Source organism: Rhizobium sp. PvP014 (assembly GCF_017876855.1).
In the GTDB taxonomy this organism is placed as follows: domain Bacteria; phylum Pseudomonadota; class Alphaproteobacteria; order Rhizobiales; family Rhizobiaceae; genus Neorhizobium; species Neorhizobium soli.
Genome location: NZ_JAGIOT010000002.1, coordinates 2,987,469 through 3,009,501 on the forward strand (window position 1 = coordinate 2,987,469; position 22,033 = coordinate 3,009,501).

Annotated in this window: 22 protein-coding genes and 1 tRNA gene; 19 read left to right on the forward strand and 4 right to left on the reverse strand. The window is 60.4% G+C overall.

Features of this window, described 5'->3' with window-relative positions:
* Window positions 1-46 precede the first annotated feature (46 nt).
* From J3A65_RS18955 to pncB, 7 genes are all read left to right on the forward strand, one after another.
* Entirely contained in the window at window positions 47-1,888 is a 1,842-nt protein-coding gene (locus tag J3A65_RS18955) for an extracellular solute-binding protein (protein ID WP_113109317.1), read from the forward strand.
* A 201-nt stretch (window positions 1,889-2,089) separates the two neighbouring features.
* Window positions 2,090-3,172, forward strand: a complete 1,083-nt coding sequence (locus J3A65_RS18960) for a microcin C ABC transporter permease YejB (protein WP_209902819.1) — start codon at window positions 2,090-2,092, stop codon at window positions 3,170-3,172.
* Window positions 3,172-4,314: an ABC transporter permease gene (locus J3A65_RS18965; RefSeq protein WP_209902821.1), complete on the forward strand. Its 1,143-nt coding sequence runs from the start codon at window positions 3,172-3,174 to the stop codon at window positions 4,312-4,314. The genes J3A65_RS18960 and J3A65_RS18965 overlap by 1 nt, the downstream gene beginning before the upstream one ends.
* 4 nt (window positions 4,315-4,318) lie before the next feature.
* A complete protein-coding gene (locus J3A65_RS18970) occupies window positions 4,319-5,947 on the forward strand; it encodes an ABC transporter ATP-binding protein (protein WP_209902823.1) in 1,629 nt (542 codons plus the stop codon).
* 22 nt (window positions 5,948-5,969) lie between these two features.
* Window positions 5,970-6,920 carry a glyoxylate/hydroxypyruvate reductase A gene (locus J3A65_RS18975; protein WP_209902825.1) on the forward strand — a complete coding sequence of 317 codons (951 nt, stop codon included), beginning with the start codon at window positions 5,970-5,972 and terminating at the stop codon, window positions 6,918-6,920.
* 109 nt (window positions 6,921-7,029) lie between these two features.
* Entirely contained in the window at window positions 7,030-7,374 is a 345-nt protein-coding gene (locus J3A65_RS18980; protein ID WP_139283899.1) for a hypothetical protein, read from the forward strand.
* A 158-nt stretch (window positions 7,375-7,532) separates the two neighbouring features.
* Entirely contained in the window at window positions 7,533-8,837 is a 1,305-nt protein-coding gene (gene pncB / locus J3A65_RS18985) for a nicotinate phosphoribosyltransferase (RefSeq protein WP_062578663.1), read from the forward strand.
* Window positions 8,838-8,910: 73 nt separating this feature from the next.
* Here pncB and J3A65_RS18990 read toward each other — a convergent pair whose 3' ends face one another.
* Complete coding sequence (locus J3A65_RS18990; protein ID WP_062454142.1) at window positions 8,911-9,312, reverse strand: DUF1236 domain-containing protein; 402 nt, start codon at window positions 9,310-9,312, stop codon at window positions 8,911-8,913.
* A gap of 191 nt (window positions 9,313-9,503) precedes the next feature.
* Here J3A65_RS18990 and J3A65_RS18995 point away from each other — a divergent pair, with 191 nt between their 5' ends.
* Together J3A65_RS18995 and J3A65_RS19000 are read left to right on the forward strand one after the other, a co-directional pair.
* Window positions 9,504-9,899, forward strand: coding sequence for a response regulator (locus J3A65_RS18995; RefSeq protein ID WP_062454141.1), 396 nt, complete (start codon window positions 9,504-9,506; stop codon window positions 9,897-9,899).
* A gap of 63 nt (window positions 9,900-9,962) precedes the next feature.
* Window positions 9,963-10,970 (forward strand): NAD-dependent epimerase/dehydratase family protein, encoded by a 1,008-nt coding sequence (locus J3A65_RS19000; RefSeq protein ID WP_184654241.1) that lies wholly within the window; start codon window positions 9,963-9,965, stop codon window positions 10,968-10,970.
* Window positions 10,971-11,018: 48 nt separating this feature from the next.
* On the opposite strand, the gene J3A65_RS19005 is transcribed toward J3A65_RS19000, so the two are convergent.
* A tRNA-Ser gene (locus J3A65_RS19005) sits at window positions 11,019-11,108 on the reverse strand.
* Between the two features lie 187 nt (window positions 11,109-11,295).
* On the opposite strand from J3A65_RS19005, the gene J3A65_RS19010 reads away from it, so the two are divergent.
* The 10 genes from J3A65_RS19010 to deoA all read left to right on the forward strand — a co-directional run bounded on the left by J3A65_RS19010 (window position 11,296) and on the right by deoA (window position 20,727).
* Entirely contained in the window at window positions 11,296-11,625 is a 330-nt protein-coding gene (locus J3A65_RS19010; RefSeq protein WP_209902827.1) for a hypothetical protein, read from the forward strand.
* A gap of 41 nt (window positions 11,626-11,666) precedes the next feature.
* Window positions 11,667-12,317: a peptide-methionine (S)-S-oxide reductase MsrA gene (gene msrA, locus J3A65_RS19015; protein ID WP_062454138.1), complete on the forward strand. Its 651-nt coding sequence runs from the start codon at window positions 11,667-11,669 to the stop codon at window positions 12,315-12,317.
* Window positions 12,318-12,570: 253 nt separating this feature from the next.
* Window positions 12,571-13,563 carry a BMP family ABC transporter substrate-binding protein gene (locus tag J3A65_RS19020; protein ID WP_209903619.1) on the forward strand — a complete coding sequence of 331 codons (993 nt, stop codon included), beginning with the start codon at window positions 12,571-12,573 and terminating at the stop codon, window positions 13,561-13,563.
* A gap of 78 nt (window positions 13,564-13,641) precedes the next feature.
* Window positions 13,642-15,162, forward strand: coding sequence for an ABC transporter ATP-binding protein (locus tag J3A65_RS19025; protein ID WP_113109323.1), 1,521 nt, complete (start codon window positions 13,642-13,644; stop codon window positions 15,160-15,162).
* A gap of 76 nt (window positions 15,163-15,238) precedes the next feature.
* Window positions 15,239-16,357, forward strand: a complete 1,119-nt coding sequence (locus J3A65_RS19030) for an ABC transporter permease (protein WP_062454136.1) — start codon at window positions 15,239-15,241, stop codon at window positions 16,355-16,357.
* Between the two features lie 4 nt (window positions 16,358-16,361).
* The gene (locus J3A65_RS19035; protein WP_062454135.1) at window positions 16,362-17,333 is read left to right on the forward strand and encodes an ABC transporter permease; all 972 of its coding nucleotides are present in this window, start codon (window positions 16,362-16,364) and stop codon (window positions 17,331-17,333) included.
* Window positions 17,334-17,338: 5 nt separating this feature from the next.
* The gene (locus J3A65_RS19040) at window positions 17,339-17,743 is read left to right on the forward strand and encodes a cytidine deaminase (RefSeq protein WP_062454134.1); all 405 of its coding nucleotides are present in this window, start codon (window positions 17,339-17,341) and stop codon (window positions 17,741-17,743) included.
* Window positions 17,740-18,528: a purine-nucleoside phosphorylase gene (locus J3A65_RS19045; RefSeq protein WP_062454133.1), complete on the forward strand. Its 789-nt coding sequence runs from the start codon at window positions 17,740-17,742 to the stop codon at window positions 18,526-18,528. The genes J3A65_RS19040 and J3A65_RS19045 overlap by 4 nt, the downstream gene beginning before the upstream one ends.
* A 112-nt stretch (window positions 18,529-18,640) precedes the next feature.
* Window positions 18,641-19,411, forward strand: coding sequence for a deoxyribose-phosphate aldolase (gene deoC / locus J3A65_RS19050; RefSeq protein ID WP_113166911.1), 771 nt, complete (start codon window positions 18,641-18,643; stop codon window positions 19,409-19,411).
* Window positions 19,412-19,416: 5 nt separating this feature from the next.
* Complete coding sequence (gene deoA / locus J3A65_RS19055) at window positions 19,417-20,727, forward strand: thymidine phosphorylase (RefSeq protein WP_209902829.1); 1,311 nt, start codon at window positions 19,417-19,419, stop codon at window positions 20,725-20,727.
* Between the two features lie 3 nt (window positions 20,728-20,730).
* On the opposite strand, the gene J3A65_RS19060 is transcribed toward deoA, so the two are convergent.
* Both J3A65_RS19060 and upp read right to left on the reverse strand, forming a co-directional pair.
* Entirely contained in the window at window positions 20,731-21,255 is a 525-nt protein-coding gene (locus J3A65_RS19060; protein WP_209903621.1) for a TIGR02281 family clan AA aspartic protease, read from the reverse strand.
* A 113-nt stretch (window positions 21,256-21,368) separates the two neighbouring features.
* Complete coding sequence (gene upp / locus J3A65_RS19065) at window positions 21,369-21,998, reverse strand: uracil phosphoribosyltransferase (protein ID WP_062454129.1); 630 nt, start codon at window positions 21,996-21,998, stop codon at window positions 21,369-21,371.
* Between the last annotated feature and the right edge of the window lie 35 nt (window positions 21,999-22,033).

Sequence of the window (22,033 nt, forward strand, 5' to 3'; positions counted from 1 at the left end):
ATTTGCCCTATGCTTCACTGCAACACGAATGACAAAGGGATGTTGCATGGGCTTGGCTTGGTGGAAGATGGGTTTTGTAACCGTGGCAGCCGTCGCGGTCATTGGCACATCCGTTGCGGCACAGGATGCAGGCACCAGATGGCGGCATGGGATCGCCGTCATCGGCGATCTTGCTCTGCCCCCAGATTTCAAGCAACTGCCCTATGTGGATCTCAACGCTCCGAAGGCAGGCGAACTGCGTCTGGCGGATGAGGGGACGTTCGACAACCTCAACCCGGCGATAGACCGCGGAGCTTCCGCAGCCGGTGTCGGTATGATTTACGACACGCTGATGAAACGGTCCGAGGACGAGGTCTTCAGCACCTATGGTCTCCTGGCCGAAGCGGTGTCTTATCCGGAGAACATGTCGACTGCTACGTTCAGGCTGCGAGCGGAAGCGACATGGGCTGACGGTCAGCCGGTCACGCCGGAGGACGTTATCTTCAGCATGGCGAAGCTCAAGGAGCTGAGTGCCATGTATTCCGGCTATTATCGCCATGTCGCAAGCGTCGAGAAGACCGGCGACCGCGAAGTAACCTTCCGGTTTGACCAGGAAAACAATCGCGAGCTGCCATCTATCGTCGGTGACTTCCCCATCCTCCCGAAACATTGGTGGGAAGGCAAGGATGCGGCCGGCAAGCAACGCGACATTTCCCGCACGACGCTTGAGCCCACGATGGCGTCCGGGCCCTACAAGATCGCTTCGGTGCAGCCCGGATCCGCCATCCGCTTCGAACTGCGCGACGACTACTGGGGTAAAGACCTGCCCATCAACCTCGGCCAGAATAATTTCAGGACCGTCAGCTACACCTATTTCTCCGATGCCGATGTCGAGTTCGAGGCTTTCCGAGCCGGCACGATCGATTACCGGCAGGAAAACAGTTCCAGCCGGTGGGTCACCCGCTATGATTTCGACGCTGTGAAGGACGGGCGCATCAAAAAGGAAGCGCTCGCCAATCCATTCAGGGCAAGCGGCATCATGCAGGCGCTCGTGCCGAATGGCCGGCGCGATATGTTCAAGGACGCGAGGGTCCGTGAGGCACTGAATTACGCGCTCGATTTTGAAGATTTGAACAAGAACCTCGCCTTTGGTGGTCTCAAGCGTGTCGATAGTTTCTTCTGGGGAACCGAACTTGCTTCGTCCGGTCTGCCGCAGGGACGCGAGCTTGAGATCCTGAACGAAGTGAAGGACCAGGTTCCCCCATCGGTCTTCACCACCCCGTTTACAAATCCGGTCGGTGGCGACCCCAACAAGGTTCGTGACAATCTGCGCAAGGCAATCAGCCTTTTCAAAGAGGCGGGCTGGGAGTTGAAAGGCAACCGGATGGTAAATGCCAAAACCGGACAGCCGATGAGTTTCGAGATCCTGCTCGGCAGCGCCTCGCTGGAGCGTACCGTCAATCCTTTCGTGGCAAGTCTGAAAAAGATCGGGGTAGAGGCACGGCTTCGCACCGTTGATTCCTCGCAGTATATCAATCGAACCCGCAGCTTCGATTACGATATGATCTGGAACGTATGGGGACAATCGATGAACCCCGGCAACGAACAGGCGGATTACTGGGGATCGGAGTCGGTCGATCGCAATGGATCGCGCAACTTTGCCGGCATCGCCGATCCGGCCGTTGATACCCTGATCAAGAAAATCGTCTTCGCGCCGAACCGTGACGACCAGGTCGCTGCGGTCAAGGCGATGGATCGCGTGTTGCTGGCAAAACGTTACGTGGTTCCACTCTTTTACTCCGGCGAAGCCAAGATCGCCTACTGGAACCGGATCACCCATCCTGCAAAGCTGCCGGAATATGGTATCGGCTTCCCCTCGACATGGTCGTCGACCGCGGCCAAGAAGTGATCATAGAAACTGACGGGCTTGCGTGGCTTCTGCGCACCTGTTCCAAATGACCCGATTGATTCGCACCTACGATGAGGATTGCCGTTTGACCCCTGCGCCGGATTTCGGTGATGCGAGAGCAGTCCCAGCAGACGTGCGAAGCGGACGTGCGTCCGGAGTTTTGTCCGACATCGGGCCACAGCCGAAAAGCAGGGTTCTCTGATGGGCGCCTATATTCTTCGTCGCCTGCTGCTGATGATCCCGACGCTGGTCGGCATCATGGCAATCTCCTTCCTCGTCGTGCAGTTCGCACCCGGCGGGCCTGTCGAGCAGATTATTGCGCAGGTTCAGGGACAGGATAGCGGCGACCGCCTGTCCGGTGGTGGCGATATGATCGGGCAGGGCGGCGGTGGCGATGAATCGCGCTATCGCGGCGCTCAGGGGCTCGATCCGGAATTTATCAAGAAGCTCGAGCAGCAATTCGGTTTCGACAAGCCGCCGCTCACCCGCTTCCTCGACATGATGTGGAACTACGCGCGCTTTGATTTCGGCGAAAGCTTCTTCCGCAACACGTCCGTGATCGACCTGATCATCGACAAGCTGCCGGTGTCGATCTCGCTCGGTTTCTGGATCCTGATCGTGTCCTATCTGATCTCGATCCCGCTCGGCATCCGCAAGGCGGTCAAGGACGGCTCGACCTTCGACGTCTGGACGTCGGGCATCGTCATCGTCGGCTATGCGGTTCCGGGCTTCCTGTTCGGCATCCTGTTGATCGTGATGTTCGCAGGCGGTTCCTTCCTCGACTGGTTCCCCCTGCGGGGCCTCGTCTCTGATAATTTCGACCAGCTCACCTGGTGGCAGAAGATCATCGACTATTTCTGGCACCTGACGCTGCCGCTGATCGCGCTGTCGCTATCGGCCTTTGCCACGACAACGCTTCTGACCAAAAATTCCTTTATCGACGAGATCAAGAAACAGTATGTCACGACCGCCCGCGCCAAGGGTCTCAACGAGCGGCAGGTGCTTTATGGCCACGTCTTCCGCAACGCCATGCTGATCGTCATCGCCGGTTTCCCGAGCGCCTTTATCTCGGCCTTCTTCACTGGCTCGCTGCTCATTGAGAACATCTTCTCGCTGGATGGGCTTGGCCGCCTCGGCTACCTCTCCATCATCAACCGCGATTATCCGATCGTGTTCGGCACGCTCTACATCTTCTCGCTGATGGGCCTTGTCGTCAGCCTGATCTCCGACCTCGTCTATACCTGGATCGATCCGCGCATCGATTTCGAGCGGAGGGACGTGTGATGCAGACACCTGCCGTGACACCGTCCGAGACAATCCCCGTAAAGCGCCCGCTGATGTCGCCGACCAATCGACGACGGCTGGCCAATTTCCGTGCCAACAAGCGCGGCTTCTGGTCCTTCTGGATCTTCATGGTCCTGTTCGTTCTGGCGCTGTCCGCCGAGTTGATCGCCAATGACCGGCCGATCATTGCGTCCTACAAGGGCGAGATCCTCTATCCTGTGATGATCGATTATCCGGAAGAGAAATTCGGCGGCTTTCTCGCCACGACGGATTACCGCTCCGACTTCATCCAGCAGGAAATCGAGGCCAATGGCTGGATGATCTGGCCGCCGATCCGCTATTCCTATCAAACGGTGAATTCGCAGATCCCCCATTCGGCGCCGACAAAACCCTTCTGGCTGATGTCTGCCGATGAACGCTGCAAGGCCTATCCGCAGGGCACACAGGATCCCAATTGCAGCCTCGGCAACCTCAACTGGCTCGGCACGGATGACCAGGCGCGCGACGTGACGGCGCGGATGATCTACGGGTTCCGTCTCTCCGTCCTGTTTGGCCTTGCGCTCACCATCTGTTCGGCCGTCATCGGCGTGACCTCAGGCGCCATTCAGGGCTATTTCGGCGGCTGGGTCGATCTCCTGATGCAGCGCTTCATCGAAATATGGTCGTCGATGCCGGTGCTCTATATCCTGCTGATCATCGCCGCCATTCTGCCGCCGGGCTTCTTCGTGCTGCTCGGCATCATGCTATTGTTCTCTTGGGTAGGCTTTGTCGGCGTCGTCAGGGCGGAATTCCTGCGCGCCCGCAATTTCGAATATGTGCGGGCCGCCCGCGCCCTGGGGGTCGGCAATGCCACGATCATGTATCGGCACCTTTTGCCGAACGCGATGGTCGCAACCCTGACCTTCCTTCCCTTCATCCTGTCGGGCTCGATTGCGACACTGACCTCGCTCGATTTTCTGGGCCTCGGCATGCCGGCCGGATCGCCGTCGCTCGGTGAAATGATCGCCCAGGGCAAGAACAACCTTCAGGCGCCATGGCTCGGCCTCACGGCCTTCTTCACGATGTCGATCATGATGTCGCTGCTGATCTTCATCGGCGAGGCGGTGCGCGATGCCTTCGATCCGAGAAAGACGTTTGGGTGAAACCATGACCGAACCGCTTCTCTCCGTGCGTGATCTCTCCGTCGCCTTCCATCAGGGCGGCGCAACGACGCTTGCCGTCGACAAGGTGTCGTTCGACATCAAACCTGGCGAGGTTCTGTCGCTTGTCGGCGAATCCGGGTCCGGCAAGTCTGTAACCGCCAATTCCATCCTCAAACTCCTGTCCTATCCAGCGGCCAGCCATCCCTCCGGCCAGATCCTGTTTGATGGCCGCGATCTCCTCCAGGCATCGGAGCCGGACCTGCGCCGAGTGCGCGGCAACGACATCACGATGATCTTTCAAGAGCCGATGACCTCGCTCAATCCGCTTCACACGATCGAGAAGCAGATCGGCGAGATCCTCGACCTGCATCAGGGCGTCTCCGGCCAGACGGCGCGGGATCGTACGTTGGAACTGCTGAACCAGGTCGGTATCCGCGATCCGGAAAAGCGCCTACAGGCCTATCCGCACGAGCTTTCGGGCGGCCAGCGCCAGCGCGTGATGATCGCCATGGCGCTTGCCAACCGGCCGAAACTCTTGATCGCCGACGAACCGACCACGGCGCTCGACGTCACGGTACAGGCACAGATCCTCGATCTGTTGCGCGCGCTGAAGGGCGAGCATGGCATGTCGATGCTGTTCATCACCCACGATCTCGGCATCGTGCGCAAATTCGCCGATCGTGTCTGCGTCATGACGAAGGGCAAGATTGTCGAGGCCGGCAGCGTCGAGGACGTCTTCACCAAGCCGCAGCACCCTTACACCCAGCATCTCCTGGCATCCGAACCGCGCGGCGAACCGCCGGTCGTCGATCCGCAAAGCCCTGTGGTAATGGAAGGCAAGGACATCCGTGTCTGGTTCCCGGTCAAGGCCGGTTTCATGCGCAGGGTGGTCGATCACGTCAAGGCGGTCGATGGTGTCGACCTGACGCTGCGCGCCGGTGAAACGCTCGGCGTCGTCGGCGAATCCGGTTCCGGGAAGACGACGCTGGGCTTGGCGCTCGCCCGGCTGATTTCGTCCGAAGGCCGCATCGTCTTCATCGGCAACGATATCGGCAAATATACCTTCAAGCAGATGCGGCCGTTCCGCGATCGATTGCAGGTCGTGTTTCAGGATCCGTTCGGTTCGCTCAGCCCGCGCATGCCGGTCGGCGAAATCATTGCCGAAGGCCTCAAGGTTCACGAGAGCCAGCTTTCGGCCGATGAGCGCGATACCCGCGTCGTCTGGGCGCTTGGCGAAGTAGGGCTCGATCCGGCCACGCGCTGGCGTTACCCGCACGAATTCTCCGGCGGCCAGCGGCAGCGTATCGCGATTGCCCGCGCCATGGTGCTGAAGCCGCGCTTCGTCATGCTCGACGAACCCACATCGGCGCTCGACATGACCGTGCAGGCGCAGGTCGTTGATCTTCTGCGCGACCTGCAGAAGAAGCATAACCTCGCCTACCTCTTCATCAGCCATGACCTGAAGGTGGTGAAGGCGCTCGCCAACCACGTCATCGTCATGCGGCTCGGCAAGGTGGTCGAAGAGGGCCCGGCCGATCAGATCTTCCGGGCACCCCGCGAGGATTATACCCGCGCCCTGATGGCCGCCGCCTTCAACCTGGAAGCCGTCGAAGCCGGCGCCATCAATCAGTAATCTCAAAATCCGGGAACAGGACATGTCCGAAAAAGGCGCGGTCGTCATCGATCTCAAATTCGAGCAGCGTGAAATGCACGCGGCCCTTGAGGGAGCGTTTCCCGGGCGAACCATCCTGCATGCCGCAGACAAGTCGGCGGATCTGTCCCAGGCGCGCTATGCGGTCATGTGGAAGCCGGATGTCGATCTCTTCCAGCGCGCGCCGAACCTCGACGTGCTCTTTTCCGGCGGCGCCGGCGTCGATTCAATCCTGGCCACACCCGGACTGCCGGATCGCCCGATCGTCCGCTTCGTCGATCAGAGCCTGACGACACGCATGAGCGAATGGGTTGTCCTGCAGGCGCTGAGCCACCTGCGACAGATGCCGACCTACCTTGCCCAGCAGCGTCGCAGCGAATGGCGTGAGCTCGCCCAGCCGGAGGCAAAGGACCTCACGGTCGGTGTCATGGGCCTCGGCAAGCTCGGTCTGGATTCCGTCGCCAAGCTCAAGGTCATGGGCTTCAACGTCGTCGGCTGGTCACGCAGCCCCAAGGTCATCGAAGGCGTCGAAACGTTCGATGCCGATGGGCTGAATACATTTCTCGGCCGCACCGATATCCTTGTCGGCCTCCTGCCGCTGACGCCGGAGACCCGCGGCCTGTTCGATTCGTCGCTGTTTGCGAAACTCCGTCAAGGTGGCGCTCTTGGCAAACCGGTCTTCATCAACGCCGGCCGCGGCGGCAGCCAGGTCGAGGCCGATCTCGTGTCAGCGCTCGAGAGTGGCATGCTGGGCGGAGCGTCGCTGGATGTCTTCGAACAGGAGCCGTTGTCGAAGGAGAGCCCTTTCTGGGCCATGGACAACGTCATCGTGACGCCGCATGCAGCCTCCGCGTCGGATATCCGCGCACTGTTTCGCAATGCCGAGGTGCAGATGCAGCGGTTCGAAGCCGGTGAGGCACTGCAGCACGTCGTGGACCGCACAGCCGGCTATTAGGCCATGTTCCCGATCCCGAAGGGCCGAAACGGAACCATTCGCACCAACCCGCGGTTTAGCTGGCATGGACCGGCGTGACGACGATGATGCCGGCAATGGAGGAGTGATCATGAACACCCGTTTCGATGCCGACAAACCCACACCGAACGTCTCGCGCGGCACAAGTTCCAACCCGAACGGCGCACCGGTTCAGGAAACTGCGACCGAAGCGCGGCAGGGTTCCTACGGCAAGCCGATGCTGATCGTGCTGGTTTGCGGTCTCGTTCTTGCGGTCGTCGCCTGGAGCGGCGCCGAGTGGTGGGGCGAATCGACAGATGCTCCGACGGAGCAAACCGCCACGCCGCCGGCTGGTAGCACGACACCTGGCAACTCCACCGGCGCAGCACCCAGCAACGCACCGGTCACCCAGCCGCAGGCCCCGACAACCAATGATCGTCCCTCCGGAAATCCATGATTGGCCGTCTCGTTCGGCCGCGATCTCGCGGCCGAATTGCGTTCTGGACTTGCCAAGTCATTTGCCGATAAGACTTTGCCCGGGATTGGCGCAGGGTTTCGAAATCTCGCGAGACGCCGATGTGGTGGAGCCGGCCGTCTGGCCGGGCAGGGGCAGGCATGACGAAGACTGATATTGCGACCAGGGTTTATAACCACACCTGGAAGCTCGACCCGATCATACGCAGTCTGATCGACACCGATTTTTACAAGCTGCTGATGTTGCAGATGATCTGGAAACTTTATCCGGACGTCAACGCGACTTTTTCGGTCATCAACCGGACGACCAGCGTGAAACTCGCCGAGGAAATCGACGAGGCTGCCTTGCGCGAGCAGCTCGATCATGCCCGCACTGTCGGTCTTTCCAAGAAGGAAATGATCTGGCTCACCGGTAACACCTTCTACGGCAAGAAGCAGATTTTCGAGCCGGAATTCCTGACCTGGCTGTCGACCTTTAAACTGCCGGAATACGAACTTTCCAAGCATAACGGCCAATACGAGCTGACCTTCCACGGCAAGTGGATGGAGACGACGATGTGGGAAATCCCCGCATTGGCGATCATCAACGAAATGCGGTCCCGCTCCGCCATGCGGACGCTCGGCTATTTCACCCTCGATGTGCTCTATGCCCGTGCCAAGGCCAAGATGTGGGAGAAGGTCGAGCGTCTGCGCACGCTTCCCGGTCTTCGTATCTCCGATTTCGGCACGCGGCGCCGCCACAGCTTCATGTGGCAGCGCTGGTGTGTCGAGGCCCTGAAGGAAGGCATCGGCGGCGCCTTTACCGGGACGAGCAACGTGCTCCTGGCAATGGATTCCGATCTCGAAGCCGTCGGCACCAACGCGCACGAACTTCCGATGGTTGCCGCAGCCTTGGCGGAGACCGACGAGGACCTGCGTCAGGCACCCTATCAGGTGCTGAAAGACTGGAACCGGCTTTATCACGGCAACCTCTTGATCGTGCTTCCCGATGCGTTCGGCACGGCCGCCTTCCTGCGCGACGCGCCGGACTGGGTTGCCGACTGGACCGGCTTCCGGCCGGACAGCGCACCGCCCATTGAAGGCGGCGAAAAGATCATCGCCTGGTGGAACAAGATGGGGCGTGATCCGAGAGAAAAGCTGCTGATCTTTTCGGACGGTCTGGATGTCGAAGCAATCGTCGATACCTATCGCCATTTCGAGGGACGGGCACGCATGAGCTTCGGCTGGGGGACAAACCTCACCAATGATTTTGCCGATTGTGCGCCACAGGAAATCGCCGGTCTCAAGCCGATCTCGGTCGTCTGCAAGGTGACCGAAGCGAATGGCCGCCCCGCCGTCAAGCTTTCCGACAATCCCCGCAAGGCTACCGGCGAACCGTCGGAAGTCGAGCGCTATCTCAAATTCTTCGGTCAGGAAGACCGGGTCGACCAAAAGGTCGTCGTCTAGTCATTTCCGCAATCAATAAGGCCCGACGAGGAAGCTCGCCGGGCCTTGTCGGTCTGGTGATGTCAGACCGAACTTACTGCTCGATCACCTGAACCACGGTGTTGGTTTCCGGATCAACGATGACGCGCTGGTTGTTGACGACCGTGTACGCGTATTTCGGATTGCTTGGCACAGGGGTCACGACGACGGTCTGCGGGATCCGCTTGCCGACGGCGATCGGCTGCTCGACCCGGTAGGCGGTGGTAGGCAGCGGCTGTTCCTGGACGTAGGTCACGACTTCGCGCGGTGGTGGGTCGATTGCTGTCCCGGCAACGGCGCCGATAACGCCACCAACTGCAGCGCCAACCGGGCCGCCAACGATCGCGCCGGTGACCGCGCCGCCTGCGGCGCCTGTAACAGTACCCTGCTGTGCAAAGGCTTGGCCGGTAAAGGCTGTCGCGAGGATGATGCAGGAAGCAAATGTCAGCTTCTTCATGGTGGTTCTCCTTTTTCTATACGCTCGGGCCTAACAACGGTAGAACTCGCAAACTCGTTCCGGAGCGGTTGTCACCTTTCGTAACCGGATGTAACGTTGTGCGGCGCTCTTGGCATCGGCGGATGTGGAGCAGGGCTTGCCTCTGCCGCGCTTCCGCCTATGTTTTCCTTCAACGCGCAGAGGAATTTGATGTGGAATACCGATTTCTGATTGTCGAAGACAGCTTGCTTGTCGCCATGGACATCGAGGATGCCGTCCATCGCAGCGGGCACGACGTCGTGGGCATTGCACCCGACATGACCGTTGCCTTGAACTACACCCGAGAGACCGACATCGCTTTCGTGGATGTCAGGCTGGCAGACGGCGAGACGGGTCCTGAAATCGCCAAGACGCTTGCCGAATTCGGCATCATCGTCATCATGATCACCGGCAATCCGGGCCTTGTCGCATCCGGAGTTTCAGGCGTTGTGGGCGTTATGGCAAAGCCCCTGACCGATCAGGCCTCCATGGATCTCATCCAGTTTGCGGTGGATCGCAAGAATGGCCGTCAGGGAACGCCGCCGGCAAGGCTGCGGCTGTTCCACTAATTGGTCTGTCCATAGCCGCATCAAGCGGTTATGACGTTACGCAAAGCAATTGCGGGACGATTGATGCGGTATTTCATCACTGGCACGGCGGGATTTATCGGCTTCCATCTGGCGCGGCGTCTGCTCCAGGATGGTCACGAGGTTCTCGGCTTCGATGGAATGACGCCCTATTACAGCCTCAAGCTTAAGGAAGCCCGCGTCGCCGGCCTCGTGCAGTTTCCCTCCTTCCGCCCCGTCGAGGCGATGCTGGAAGACCGGGAAACGCTGCATGCGGCAACCCGCGAATTCAAACCTGACGTGATCGTCCATCTCGCCGCCCAGGCGGGCGTCCGGTATAGTCTCGAAAACCCCAAGGCCTATCTCGATAGCAATCTGATCGGATCGTGGAACGTGCTCGAAGCGGCCCGCGAAGCCAATGTCGGCCACCTTCTGCTGGCCTCGACCTCCTCGGTCTACGGTGCCAATCCGGATATTCCCTTCCGCGAAACCGACAAGGCCGACGAGCCGCTCACCTTCTATGCGGCCAGCAAGAAGGCAATGGAGGCGATGGCCCATAGCTACGCCCATCTCTACAAGATCCCGACCACGGCCTTCCGCTTTTTCACCGTCTACGGCCCCTGGGGCCGGCCGGACATGGCGCTGTTTAAATTCGTCAAGGCGATGATCGAGGATCAGGAGATCGAGATCTACGGCGAAGGCAAGATGAGCCGCGATTTCACCTATATCGACGACCTCGTCGATTCGATCGTGGATCTCGCGTCGATCATTCCGTCTGAAGACAACCGCGTCGCCGGTATCGACACGCTGTCGCATCAGGGTCCGTTCCGCATCGTCAATATCGGCGGTGGTCAGCCTGCCGGTCTGATGGATTTCGTCGAAACGATCGAGAAGATCATGGGCAAACCGGCCAAACGGAAAATGCTGCCGATGCAGCAGGGCGACGTCCCCCGCACCTTCGCAAGCCCCGACCTGCTGCTCGCACTGACCGGCCGCAAACCCGAGATCGGCCTCAACGAGGGCGTCGGGGCTTTCGTCGAATGGTATCTGGAACACCGCAGCCAGATCGACTAGCGCTCGGAATGTTCAACGGGGAAGTCTGAAGATTGGGTTGGGAAGTGATGGCGGACAGAGCGGGATTCGAACCCGCGATACGCTCTCACGTATACACACTTTCCAGGCGTGCGCCTTCAACCACTCGGCCACCTGTCCTTAAAACCGACGCAAGCCTTGGGCGAAGCAGCGGTCGGCGCGATATATACCAATGAATTTCCAAGGATCAACCGGAATCTGGACGATTTGCGCCAGTTGCACAAATCTTATGTCATGCGTTGTCACGGATCAGGCTTGCCACTATTTTGCTTCCTGCAGCGATTGAGTGCCATCAGGGGAGCCTGCGATGAGGACAGTAAGGTTTCTGATGCGGGCTTTGAGCCTCGCGGCGCTCATCGCAGCCGTCGTCGCCGGCACGATGGACTCGGTCAATTCGGTTTCCTCCTCCTCGGTCGTCATGACGAGCCTCGGCAATGCCTGGCTGAACTTCGATCCCGAAGGCCTGACGATGGCGGAGATTTCTGCCAATTCCTATGTCGGCTCGGATATCTGGCGTCCCTACGTGGCCCCGGTTCTGGCGCAGCCGGCCTTTGTGATCTTTCTCGGGCTGGCACTGTTTTTCTGGATGGTCGGATACAGGAAACCCGCGCCGTTCGGGCGTTTTTCTGCTAGGTAGGGCAAGAGGCAGGCGAGGCGCGCCTCACTCGGGAGGTTGAAATGTTCTTGATCGATATGTTCAGCAAGAAAACTGTCATGCCATCGGTTGAAAAGGCCCTGCCCGGCAGAGAGACACCGGTCGCAACGTCGGACCATCATTTCGTCAACGGCCGCGCGCTGAAGGAACCCTATCCGGAAGGTCTGGATGTGGCGTATTTCGGCATGGGTTGCTTCTGGGGCGCCGAGCGGCTGTTCTGGCAAGTCCCGGGCGTTCATGTCACCTCGGTCGGCTTCGCGGGCGGCTTGACCCCGAACCCGACCTATCACGAGACAACAACCGGGCTGACCGGTCACGCGGAAATCGTGAAAGTCGTGTTCGACCCGGAGATCGTCTCCTACCGTCAGCTTCTGAAGCTGTTTTTCGAGGAGCACGATCCGACGCAAGGGATGCGGCAGGGCAATGATATCGGCACGACCTATCGGTCCGCGCTCTATACCACGTCGGCAGAGCAGGTGGTTGCGGCCGGCAAGGCGCTTGCCGCGTTTCAGGCTGCATTGACTGCTGCGGGGCGTGACGTCTCGATCACGACCGAGATCGCGCCGATTGGCAATTACTACTACGCCGAGGAGTGCCATCAGCAGTATCTGGCGAAGAACCCCGGCGGCTATTGCGGCTTGCGCGGAACAGGGGTGAGCTGTCCCGTCGCCTAGCCGGGCTGGCTGCCTAAAATCATCCCAGGCCGCTATGGATTTGAGCGACGCCGGCGCGAATTTGGTGAAGCCTTGAGCAGGGTTGCGACCTGCCTGTGGTTTTTTACCAAACGAAAAAAATCTCGTGAAATTTTCCAACACCCATGCAAGAGTATTCGACAGCCAAGCCTTCGAAGAGGGGGGCAGGTGACCGTGAGCGATACCTTTGTGAGGCGCTGCGGGAGGACCTAACTTAAAAAAACAGGGCTGAATGATGAAAAAAACACTTTTGAGCCTCATCGCCGTGGCCGCGCTGTCGTCGACAGCGATCGCCGCCGAAGTCAAGCCGGCGCTCGTCTATGGCACCGGCGGCAAGTTCGACAAATCGTTCAACGAAGCAGCCTATGCCGGCGCCGAGCAGTTCAAAAAGGAAACCGGCACCGACTATCGCGACTTCGAGCCGAAGGACGATACGCAGGGCGAGCAGGCTATCCGCAACTTCGCAAGCCGCGGATATAACCCGGTCGTCGCCGTTTCCTTTGCCTGGACTTCGGCGATGGAGAAGGTTGCCGCGGAATTCCCGGACACCAAGTTCGTCATCGTCGATTCCGTCGTTGACCTGAAGAACGTGCGTTCCGTTCTCTACAAGGAAGAGGAAGGCTCGTATCTCGTCGGCGTTCTCGCAGGCCTCGCCTCGAAGACCGGCAAGGTCGGCTTCATCGGCGGCATGGATATTCCGCTGATCCGCAAGTTCGGTTGCGGCTATGCCCAGGGCGTCAAGGCAGCAAAGCCTGATGCGCAGGTGTTCCAGAACATGACCGGCACGACCGGCGCTGCCTGGAACGACCCGGTTCGCGGTGGCGAGCTCACCAAGAACCAGATCGATCAGGGTGCCGACGTCGTTTACGCGGCAGCAGGTGCGACCGGTCTTGGCGTGCTTCAGACGGCGGCCGACAACAAGAAGTTCTCGATCGGCGTCGACAGCAACCAGAACCACCTTCATCCGGGTTCGGTCCTGACCTCGATGGTCAAGCGCGTCGATCTGGCTGTCTACAATGCCTACAAGGATCTGAAGGACGACAAGTTCACGGCCGGCATCCAGTCGCTCGGCGTCAAGGAAGACGGCGTTTCGGCTGCGATCGACGACAGCAACAAGTCGCTGATCACCCCTGAAATGCAGGCAGCCGTCGACAAGGCCAAGGCTGACATCATTGCCGGCACCGTCAAGGTTCACGACTACATGTCGGACAACGCCTGCCCGATGTAAGCAGGTAACCATCAAAGGGCGCATGGCGATCGATGTCGTCATGCGCCCTTTTTGTATATCCAGTGGAAGGGCGGATCATTGAGCTTCGAACCTGCGAAAGAGCCGGCGATCGAACTTGTCGGGATCGACAAGAAGTTTGGCGCTGTGCACGCGAACAAGAACATCAACCTCACGGTTGCCAAAGGCTCGATCCACGGCATTATCGGCGAAAACGGCGCCGGTAAGTCGACGCTGATGTCGATCCTCTACGGATTCTATCAGGCCGATGAGGGCGAGATTCGCATCTCCGGCAAGCCGGTGACGATCCGCGACAGCCAGGCCGCGATCTCGTCGGGCATCGGCATGGTGCACCAGCACTTCATGCTGGTCGAAAATTTCACGGTGCTCGAAAACGTCATGCTGGGCGCCGAGGGCGGCCAGTTGCTGCGCCGGGGCGTGGCCAGTGCCCGCAAGGAGCTGAAGCGTCTGGAGGACGATTACGGCCTCGACGTCGATCCTGATGCGGTCATCGAGGAATTGCCGGTCGGACGCCAGCAGCGTGTCGAGATCCTGAAGGCCCTCTATCGCGGCGCCGAAATCCTCATTCTCGACGAGCCGACCGGCGTGTTGACACCGCCCGAGGCGGACCACCTGTTCAAGGTCCTGCGCGTGCTGCGTGACCAGGGCAAGACGATCATTCTCATCACCCACAAGCTGCGCGAGATCATGGCGATCACCGATACGGTCTCCGTCATGCGCCGCGGCGAGATCGTGGCCACGCGCAAGACTGCTGAGACGACGGTGGAAGAACTTGCCGAACTGATGGTCGGTCGCCGCGTTTTGCTGCGTGTCGAAAAGGGCGAGGCCGATCCGGGCAAGGTTCTGCTGTCGGTCAAGAACCTCACCGTCAAGGACAGCCGCGGCGTGACCATGGTCGACGACGTGTCGTTCGAGGTGCGCGCCGGCGAGATCGTCGGCATTGCCGGTGTCGCTGGAAACGGCCAGTCGGAACTGCTGGAGGCCATCGCCGGCATCCGCAAGCCGTCCTCCGGCGAGATTATCGTCAACGGCCAGTCGATTGCCGGTTCAGATCCCGCCATGTTGCGCGCGCTCGGCCTCGCGCACATTCCGGAAGACCGCCATCATATGGGCCTCGTCCTCAAATTCGAGGAATATGAGAACTCCATCTTGGGCTATCATCGCGACCGCCGCTATGGCGGGGCGATGCTGGATCTCGATGCGATCCGCAAGCAGGCTGAGGAACAGATCGTCAAATACGACATCCGCCCGCCGAATGCGCGGTTGAAGACCGCCAATTTCTCCGGTGGCAACCAGCAGAAGATCGTCGTCGCCCGCGAGATCGAGCGCGATCCGGATGTGCTGATCATTGGCCAGCCCACCCGCGGCGTTGATATCGGCGCGATCGAGTTCATCCACAAGCGCATCATCGATACGCGCGATGCCGGCAAGGCCGTGCTTCTGGTCTCCGTCGAACTCGACGAGATCCGCTCCCTGTCGGACCGTATCCTCGTCATGTTTGCCGGCAAGGTCGTCGGTGAAAAGTCGGGCGAGGCGGGCGAGCAGACACTGGGCCTGATGATGGCCGGGATCGCAGCATGATCCGGCCTGGAATGATATTTTTGGAGTTTACGATGCCTGGGCTTCTCCCTGCAAACGACTGGAAGGGAGAGGGCGCATGAGCACCGCATCCGTGCCCCTGCCTGGCTGGATCAATTACGGCGTCATCCCGCTGATCAACCTCGCGCTCGCGTTCTTCTTCTCCGGTATCGTGGTGTGGGCGATCGGCGAAAACCCGTTCGAAGCGCTGCAGCTGCTTCTGGTCGGTGCGCTTGGCCGCGGCGAAGGCATTGGCTTCACCCTGTTTTACACCACGAGCTTCATCTTCACCGGCCTGTCGGTCGCAGTCGCCATCCATTCCGGCCTCTTCAACATCGGCTCGGAAGGCCAGGCCTATCTGGGCGGTCTCGGCGCCGCGCTGGTGGCGCTTTCGCTCGATGCCTATGTTCCCTGGTATGTGACGATGCCGTTTGCGGTGATCGGGGCAGCACTCTTCGGTGCCGCCTGCGCTGCAATTCCCGCCTGGCTCCAAGCAAAGCGCGGCAGTCATGTCGTCATCACCACGATCATGTTCAATTTCATCGTGTCGTCGCTGATGAACTACGTGCTGGTGCATATGCTGATCGTTCCGGGCAAGATGGCACCGGAAAGCCGCACCTTTCTGCCGGGTGGCCAGTTGCCAAAGCTCGACTGGCTGATCGCCATGTTCGGCGGCAAGCTCGGTGCGGCTCCGCTCAACTTCTCGTTCCTGATCGCACTCATCATGTGCTTCCTCGTCTGGGTTCTGATCTGGCGCACCAAGCTCGGCTATGAAATGCGCACGCTCGGCATCAGCCCATCCGCCGCAAGCTATGCCGGTATCGGGTATTCGAAGATCGTCATGATCACGATGCTGATCTCCGGCGGCCTTGCCGGCATGATGGCGCTGAACCCGGTCATGGGGGCATCCGCCCGTCTGCAGATCGAGTTTGTCGGTGGCGCAGGCTTCGTCGGCATCGCGGTATCCCTGATGGGACGCAATCACCCGGCCGGTATCGTTCTTTCGGCGCTGCTGTTCGGCATCCTCTACCAGGGCGGTGCCGAGCTTTCGTTCGACATGCCGGCGATCACGCGCGACATGATCGTCGTCATCCAGGGCATGGTCATCCTGTTTGCCGGAGCGCTCGAATATATGCTTCGACCGGCCATCGTGCGTGCCTACCAGCAGTTTGCCCGATCGCCGGCAGGGGGGAGATAGGCGCATGGATTATTTCGAAGTTTTCATCAGCATTCTCGGTTCTGCGATCCGCCTGTCGATCCCACTGCTGTTTACTGCACTCGCTGGCCTGTTTTCCGAGCGCGCCGGTATTTTCGACATCGGGCTTGAAGGCAAGATGCTGGTATCGGCGTTCGCTTCGGCCTGCGTCGCCTATTACACCGGCAACGCCTGGGCCGGACTTGGCGCAGGCATCGTCACCGCCATCCTGTTCTCCATGCTGCACGGCTTTGCCTCGATCACCAACCGCGGCAACCAGATCGTCTCCGGCGTGGCACTGAACTTCATCGCGGCGGGCCTCACCATCGTGCTCGGCCAGGCCTGGTTCAGCCAGGGCGGACGCACGGGACAGGTTCCTGCATCCGGCCGCTTCTCAAGCATCACGCTTCCCGGCGCAGACATGATGCGGGAGGTGCCGATCATCGGACCGCTCTATGCGAACGTCATCTCCGGCCACAATATCCTCACCTATATCGCCTTCCTGATGGTGCCGCTGTCGTGGTGGATCCTCTACCGTACGCGCTTCGGCCTTCGTCTTCGTGCCGTCGGTGAAAATCCCGGTGCGGTCGATACGGCCGGCATCTCGGTCAGCTGGCTGCGCTACAGGGCGTTGATCGTCACCGGCTTCCTCGCAGGCTTTGCCGGCACTTATCTCGCGATCGCGCAGTCGGCGGCCTTCATCAACAACATGTCGGCCGGCAAGGGGTACATCGCGCTTGCAGCACTCATCTTCGCCAAGTGGAAACCGGTGCCGGTCATGTTCGCATGCCTGCTGTTCGGCTTCCTCGATGCCTTCGCGAATTTCATGCAGGGCAAGTCGCTGCCGCTGATCGGCGAGGTGCCGGTGCAGATTTTCCAGGCGCTGCCCTATATCCTCACCTGCGTGCTACTCGCCGGCTTTATCGGCATTGCCCGCCCGCCCAAGGCCGGCGGTGTCCCCTATACCAAGGAGCGCTAATCGCGATGTCCGAATTTTCGCCACACGACCTGTTCGAAGCCGCCCGCGATGCCATGTCTAAAGCGCATGCGCCCTATTCCAAGTTCCCGGTCGGCGCCGCCATCCTTGCCGATGACGGCAAGGTCTATCTCGGCGCCAATATCGAAAACCTGTCCTTCCCTCAAGGCTGGTGCGCCGAACCGACGGCAATCGGCGCCATGATCATGGGCGGCGGCAAGAAGGTGAAGTCGCTTGCGGTGATTGCCGAAAAGCTTCCGCTCTGCACGCCCTGCGGCGGCTGTCGCCAGAAGATCTCCGAATTCGCCTCTGCCGATACGCTCATCTATCTCTGCGATGACGCCGGCGTGCAGAAGACCGTGACTATGGCAGAACTTCTGCCCTACGCCTTTGAGACGGATACGATCGGATGAGAGACGTCATCGATCTGCTCGTCGATCGGCTGGACGGCCTCATTCCGCGCCATGCGATCGTGCTGGGCTCCGGCCTTGGAACGCTGGTGGAGGAAGTCCGCGATCAGGTTCGTATTCCCTATACGATGCTGGAGGGCTTTCCCGTCAGCGGCGTCACGGGCCATGCCGGCGAACTGGTTGCCGGGTACCTCGGCGAAGAGCCTGTGATCATGCTGTCCGGCCGTGCCCACTATTACGAGCACGGCGATGCCAAGGCGATGCGCTTTCCGATCGAGGTCATGCGCGGGTTGGGTGTCCAGACCATGATCCTCACCAATTCCGCAGGCTCGCTCCGGGAAGACATGCCGCCGGGTTCGGTCATGCAGATCTCCGATCACATCAACTATTCCGGCATGAACCCGTTGATCGGCGAACGCGGCGACCAGCGCTTCGTCGGCATGACCTCGGCCTATGATGCGGGCCTGACGCTGGATATGCGCAATGCCGCGATACGAGCCGGCATTCCGCTGTTTTCCGGCGTCTACATGTGGTTCTCAGGCCCGAGCTTCGAAACGCCTGCGGAAATTCGCATGGCACGAACGCTCGGTGCCGATGCCGTCGGCATGTCCACCGTGCCGGAAGTCATCCTCGCCCGCTATTTCGGTATGAAGGTCGCAGCAGCGTCCGTGATCACGAATTTCGGCGCAGGCATGACGGGCGCTGAGCTGAGCCACGATGAAACCAAGGATATGGCCCCGGTCGGCGGCCAGCGGCTGGCTGCCGTCCTCAAGGAAATGCTGGCCTGATTCCCGTTTCAATTCAGCTGGATAGCTGTCCGTCGGCGACCACTAGGGTCCCGACGGCTTGCATATAATCCTTTCAACGATAAATATGTCCGCTCTTTAAGGGAGGCAGATCATGGAACTGCATAGTCCACGCGAAGCAGCATCCTTTGCGCTCTCGCTTCTTGACCTTACGAACCTGCGCGACGACTGCGACGATGCCGCGATCGAGACATTGTGCACGCGGGCGCAGACCCCGTATGGGGCCGCGGCCGCAATCTGCATCTGGCCACGCTTTGTCGCCCATGCGCGCGGGATCCTGGGGCACGGGCACAAGGTTCGCATTGCCACGGTGGTGAATTTTCCAGGTGGTGACCTGCCGGTCGCCGCCGTGGTCGAAGAGACCCGGAAGGCGGTGGAAGATGGCGCCGACGAGATCGATCTGGTCATTCCCTATCGCAAGCTGATGGCGGGCGACGAACAGGCGGTAACCGACATGGTCGAGGCCGTGCGCGCGGCCTGCCCGCAATCCTGCCTCAAGGTCATTCTCGAGACCGGGGAATTGAAGGACGCATCGCTCGTCGGCCGCGGTTCGGAACTCGCGATCGCTGCCGGTGCCGATTTCATCAAGACCTCCACCGGCAAGGTGTCCGTCAACGCGACACTGGAAGCGGCCGATAGCATGCTGCGTGCCATCCGGGCGTCCAAGAAGCGCATCGGCTTCAAGCCGGCCGGTGGCATCAGCACAATGGCGGATGCGGATCTCTACCTCCGGCTTGCCGAATCGACCATGGGCCCGAACTGGCTCATGCCATCGACATTCCGCTTCGGCGCGTCCAGCCTTCTCGACGATATCCTGGGCGTGTTGAGCGGCGCACCCGCATCCCGCGCTTCCACCGGCTACTAGGCGCCATGATCCCGCAGGAGATCATCCGTCGCAAACGCGATGGCGAGGTTCTGTCCTCGAATGACATAGCCGCCTTCATCGCGGCGATGACGGATGAGACGATCTCCGAAGGGCAGGTTGCAGCCTTCGCCATGGCCGTCTTTTTCAAGGGCATGTCGCGGGACGAAACGATCGCGCTGACGCTGGCGATGCGCGATTCCGGTCGTGTGCTGCAATGGTCGGATGCCGGGCGACCGGTGGCCGACAAGCATTCGACCGGTGGCGTCGGCGACAATGTCTCGCTGATGCTTGCACCGCTTGCGGCCGCCTGCGGCCTCGCCGTTCCGATGATCTCCGGTCGCGGCCTTGGCCATACCGGCGGCACGCTCGACAAGCTTGAGGCCATACCCGGTTACGACGTGATGCCGGACGAAACGCGCCTGCGTGCCGTCGTCAGGGATATCGGTTGCGCCATCGTCGGCCAGACACAGGAACTGGCACCGGCCGATCGCAGGCTCTACGCGATCCGCGATGTCACGGCGACGGTCGAAGCCGTCTCTCTGATCACAGCCTCGATCCTCTCGAAAAAGCTTGCGGCCGGTCTCGAAACTCTGGTCCTCGACGTGAAAGTCGGCAGCGGTGCCTTCATGCGGTCAAAGGACGAGGCGGAGCTTCTCGCGCGCTCGCTGGTCGATGTCGCCAATGGCGCAGGCCTGAAGGCCGTGGCTCTGCTGACGGATATGAACCAGCCGCTTGCCGATGCAGCCGGCAACGCGCTGGAGATCAGAAACTGTCTCTCAGTGCTCAAGGGAGAGAAAGCAGGGACGCGGCTGGAAAGCATCGTGATTACCGAAACTGCGGAAATGCTGGTTCTGAGCAATCTCGTTGCGACCATGCCAGAGGCCGAAGAGGTTGCGCGAGTGGCGCTGGCATCCGGCGCCGCCCTCGAACGCTTTGCTCGCATGACCCATGCGCTGGGCGGTCCGGCAGATTTCTGCGAGAGGCCGGATGTCTATCTTGCCGACGCACCGGTCATTCGCCCGGTTCTGGCCCCTGCCGATGGCTTTCTCGCCACCTGCGAAACGCGCGCACTTGGCATGGCGGTGGTGGAGCTTGGCGGCGGCAGGCGCCGTGCCGGAGACGCGATCGACCACCGTGTCGGTATCGATGCCCTTCTCCCGCTCGGCACCAAGGTCTCCAGGGGGCATCCGATCGCCATGGTCCATGCAGCAACGCAAGACGATGCAGCACGCGCCGTAGCCGACGTCACCGCCTGCTATTCAGTGTCTGACGAAGCGCCTGTTCTGCCGCCGGTCATCCTTGGCCGGGTCGAGTAATCGCTAAGGGATCAGCGTCAGGCTTCCATCTTCGACCTGGAAGGCCTTCAGTTTCTTCAGGAAAGTCATGCCGATCAGCGTGCCGGAAAGCGCCTCGTCGCGCAGCACGAAGGCATCGACCTGTCTGACCCGGACATTGCCGATCTCGATGCGATCGAGGATGACGCGCGCGCCGTCCGTATTGCCGTTCGCCGTATTCATCTGATACCGGAAATCGAGACTGTTGACCCCGAAGCCCAGCTTGCGGGCCGTGCTTTCGTTGATGGTGACGGCCGATGCGCCGGTATCGATCAGCCCTTCCACCATCTTGCCGTTGATCCGGAACTGGCCGCTGAAATGGCCTCTGCCATCGGCCAACAGCCGCAGCCGGCCGGGGGACACGGAAGCGGGTCGGGCCTTCGCAGAGCTCGGCGTTTCCGCAGTGCCGCTCGCAGGCTCCGGCACGCGATCAACAAGCGTCATCACCGCCGGGATTTGCGTTGCAAGCAGAGCTGCGAGGCCAGCGAAAACAAGGGTGCGCAGAAGCATGGTCATCCTTTGCGAGTTCGCCTTGAAGGTAGCAAAGGACAATGAAAAAATGGCCCGCGAAAAGCTTCGCAGGCCATTGGCATGAAATCTAGGTAAGCAAAGTCTGAACTGCGTTACTTCGTGCCGTACATCCGGTCACCAGCGTCGCCAAGGCCGGGCATGATATAGCCCTTTTCATTGAGGTGGCTGTCGATCGAAGCCGTATAGATCTTCACGTCGGGATGCGCGTCCTGGAAATTCTTGAGGCCTTCCGGTGCTGCAAGAAGGCAGAGGAAGCGGATGTTTTTCGCGCCACGCTCCTTCAGCTTTTCGATCGCGGCGATCGCGGAATTGCCCGTCGCGAGCATCGGATCAACGACAATCAGCAATCGCTCATCGAGATTTTCGGGCGCCTTGAAATAGTATTCGACCGGCTGCAACGTGTCATGGTCCCGGTAGAGGCCGATATGCGAGACACGGGCCGATGGCACCAGCTCGAGCATTCCTTCCAGAAGGCCGTTGCCGGCGCGAAGGATGGACACGAACACGAGCTTCTTGCCTTCGACGACAGGCGCCTGCATCTGCGTCAGCGGCGTCTCGATCGTCTCCATGGTGAGGTCGAGATCCCGCGTCACTTCATAGCAGAGAAGCATGGAAATCTCGCGCAACAGCCGCCGAAAGCCGGCCGTCGAGGTTTCCTTCTTGCGCATGATGGTCAGCTTGTGCTGCACCAGCGGATGATCGATGACAGTCACGCCGTCCATGGTTTTACCTCTCTGTTATCCGTGTCTTCATCCGG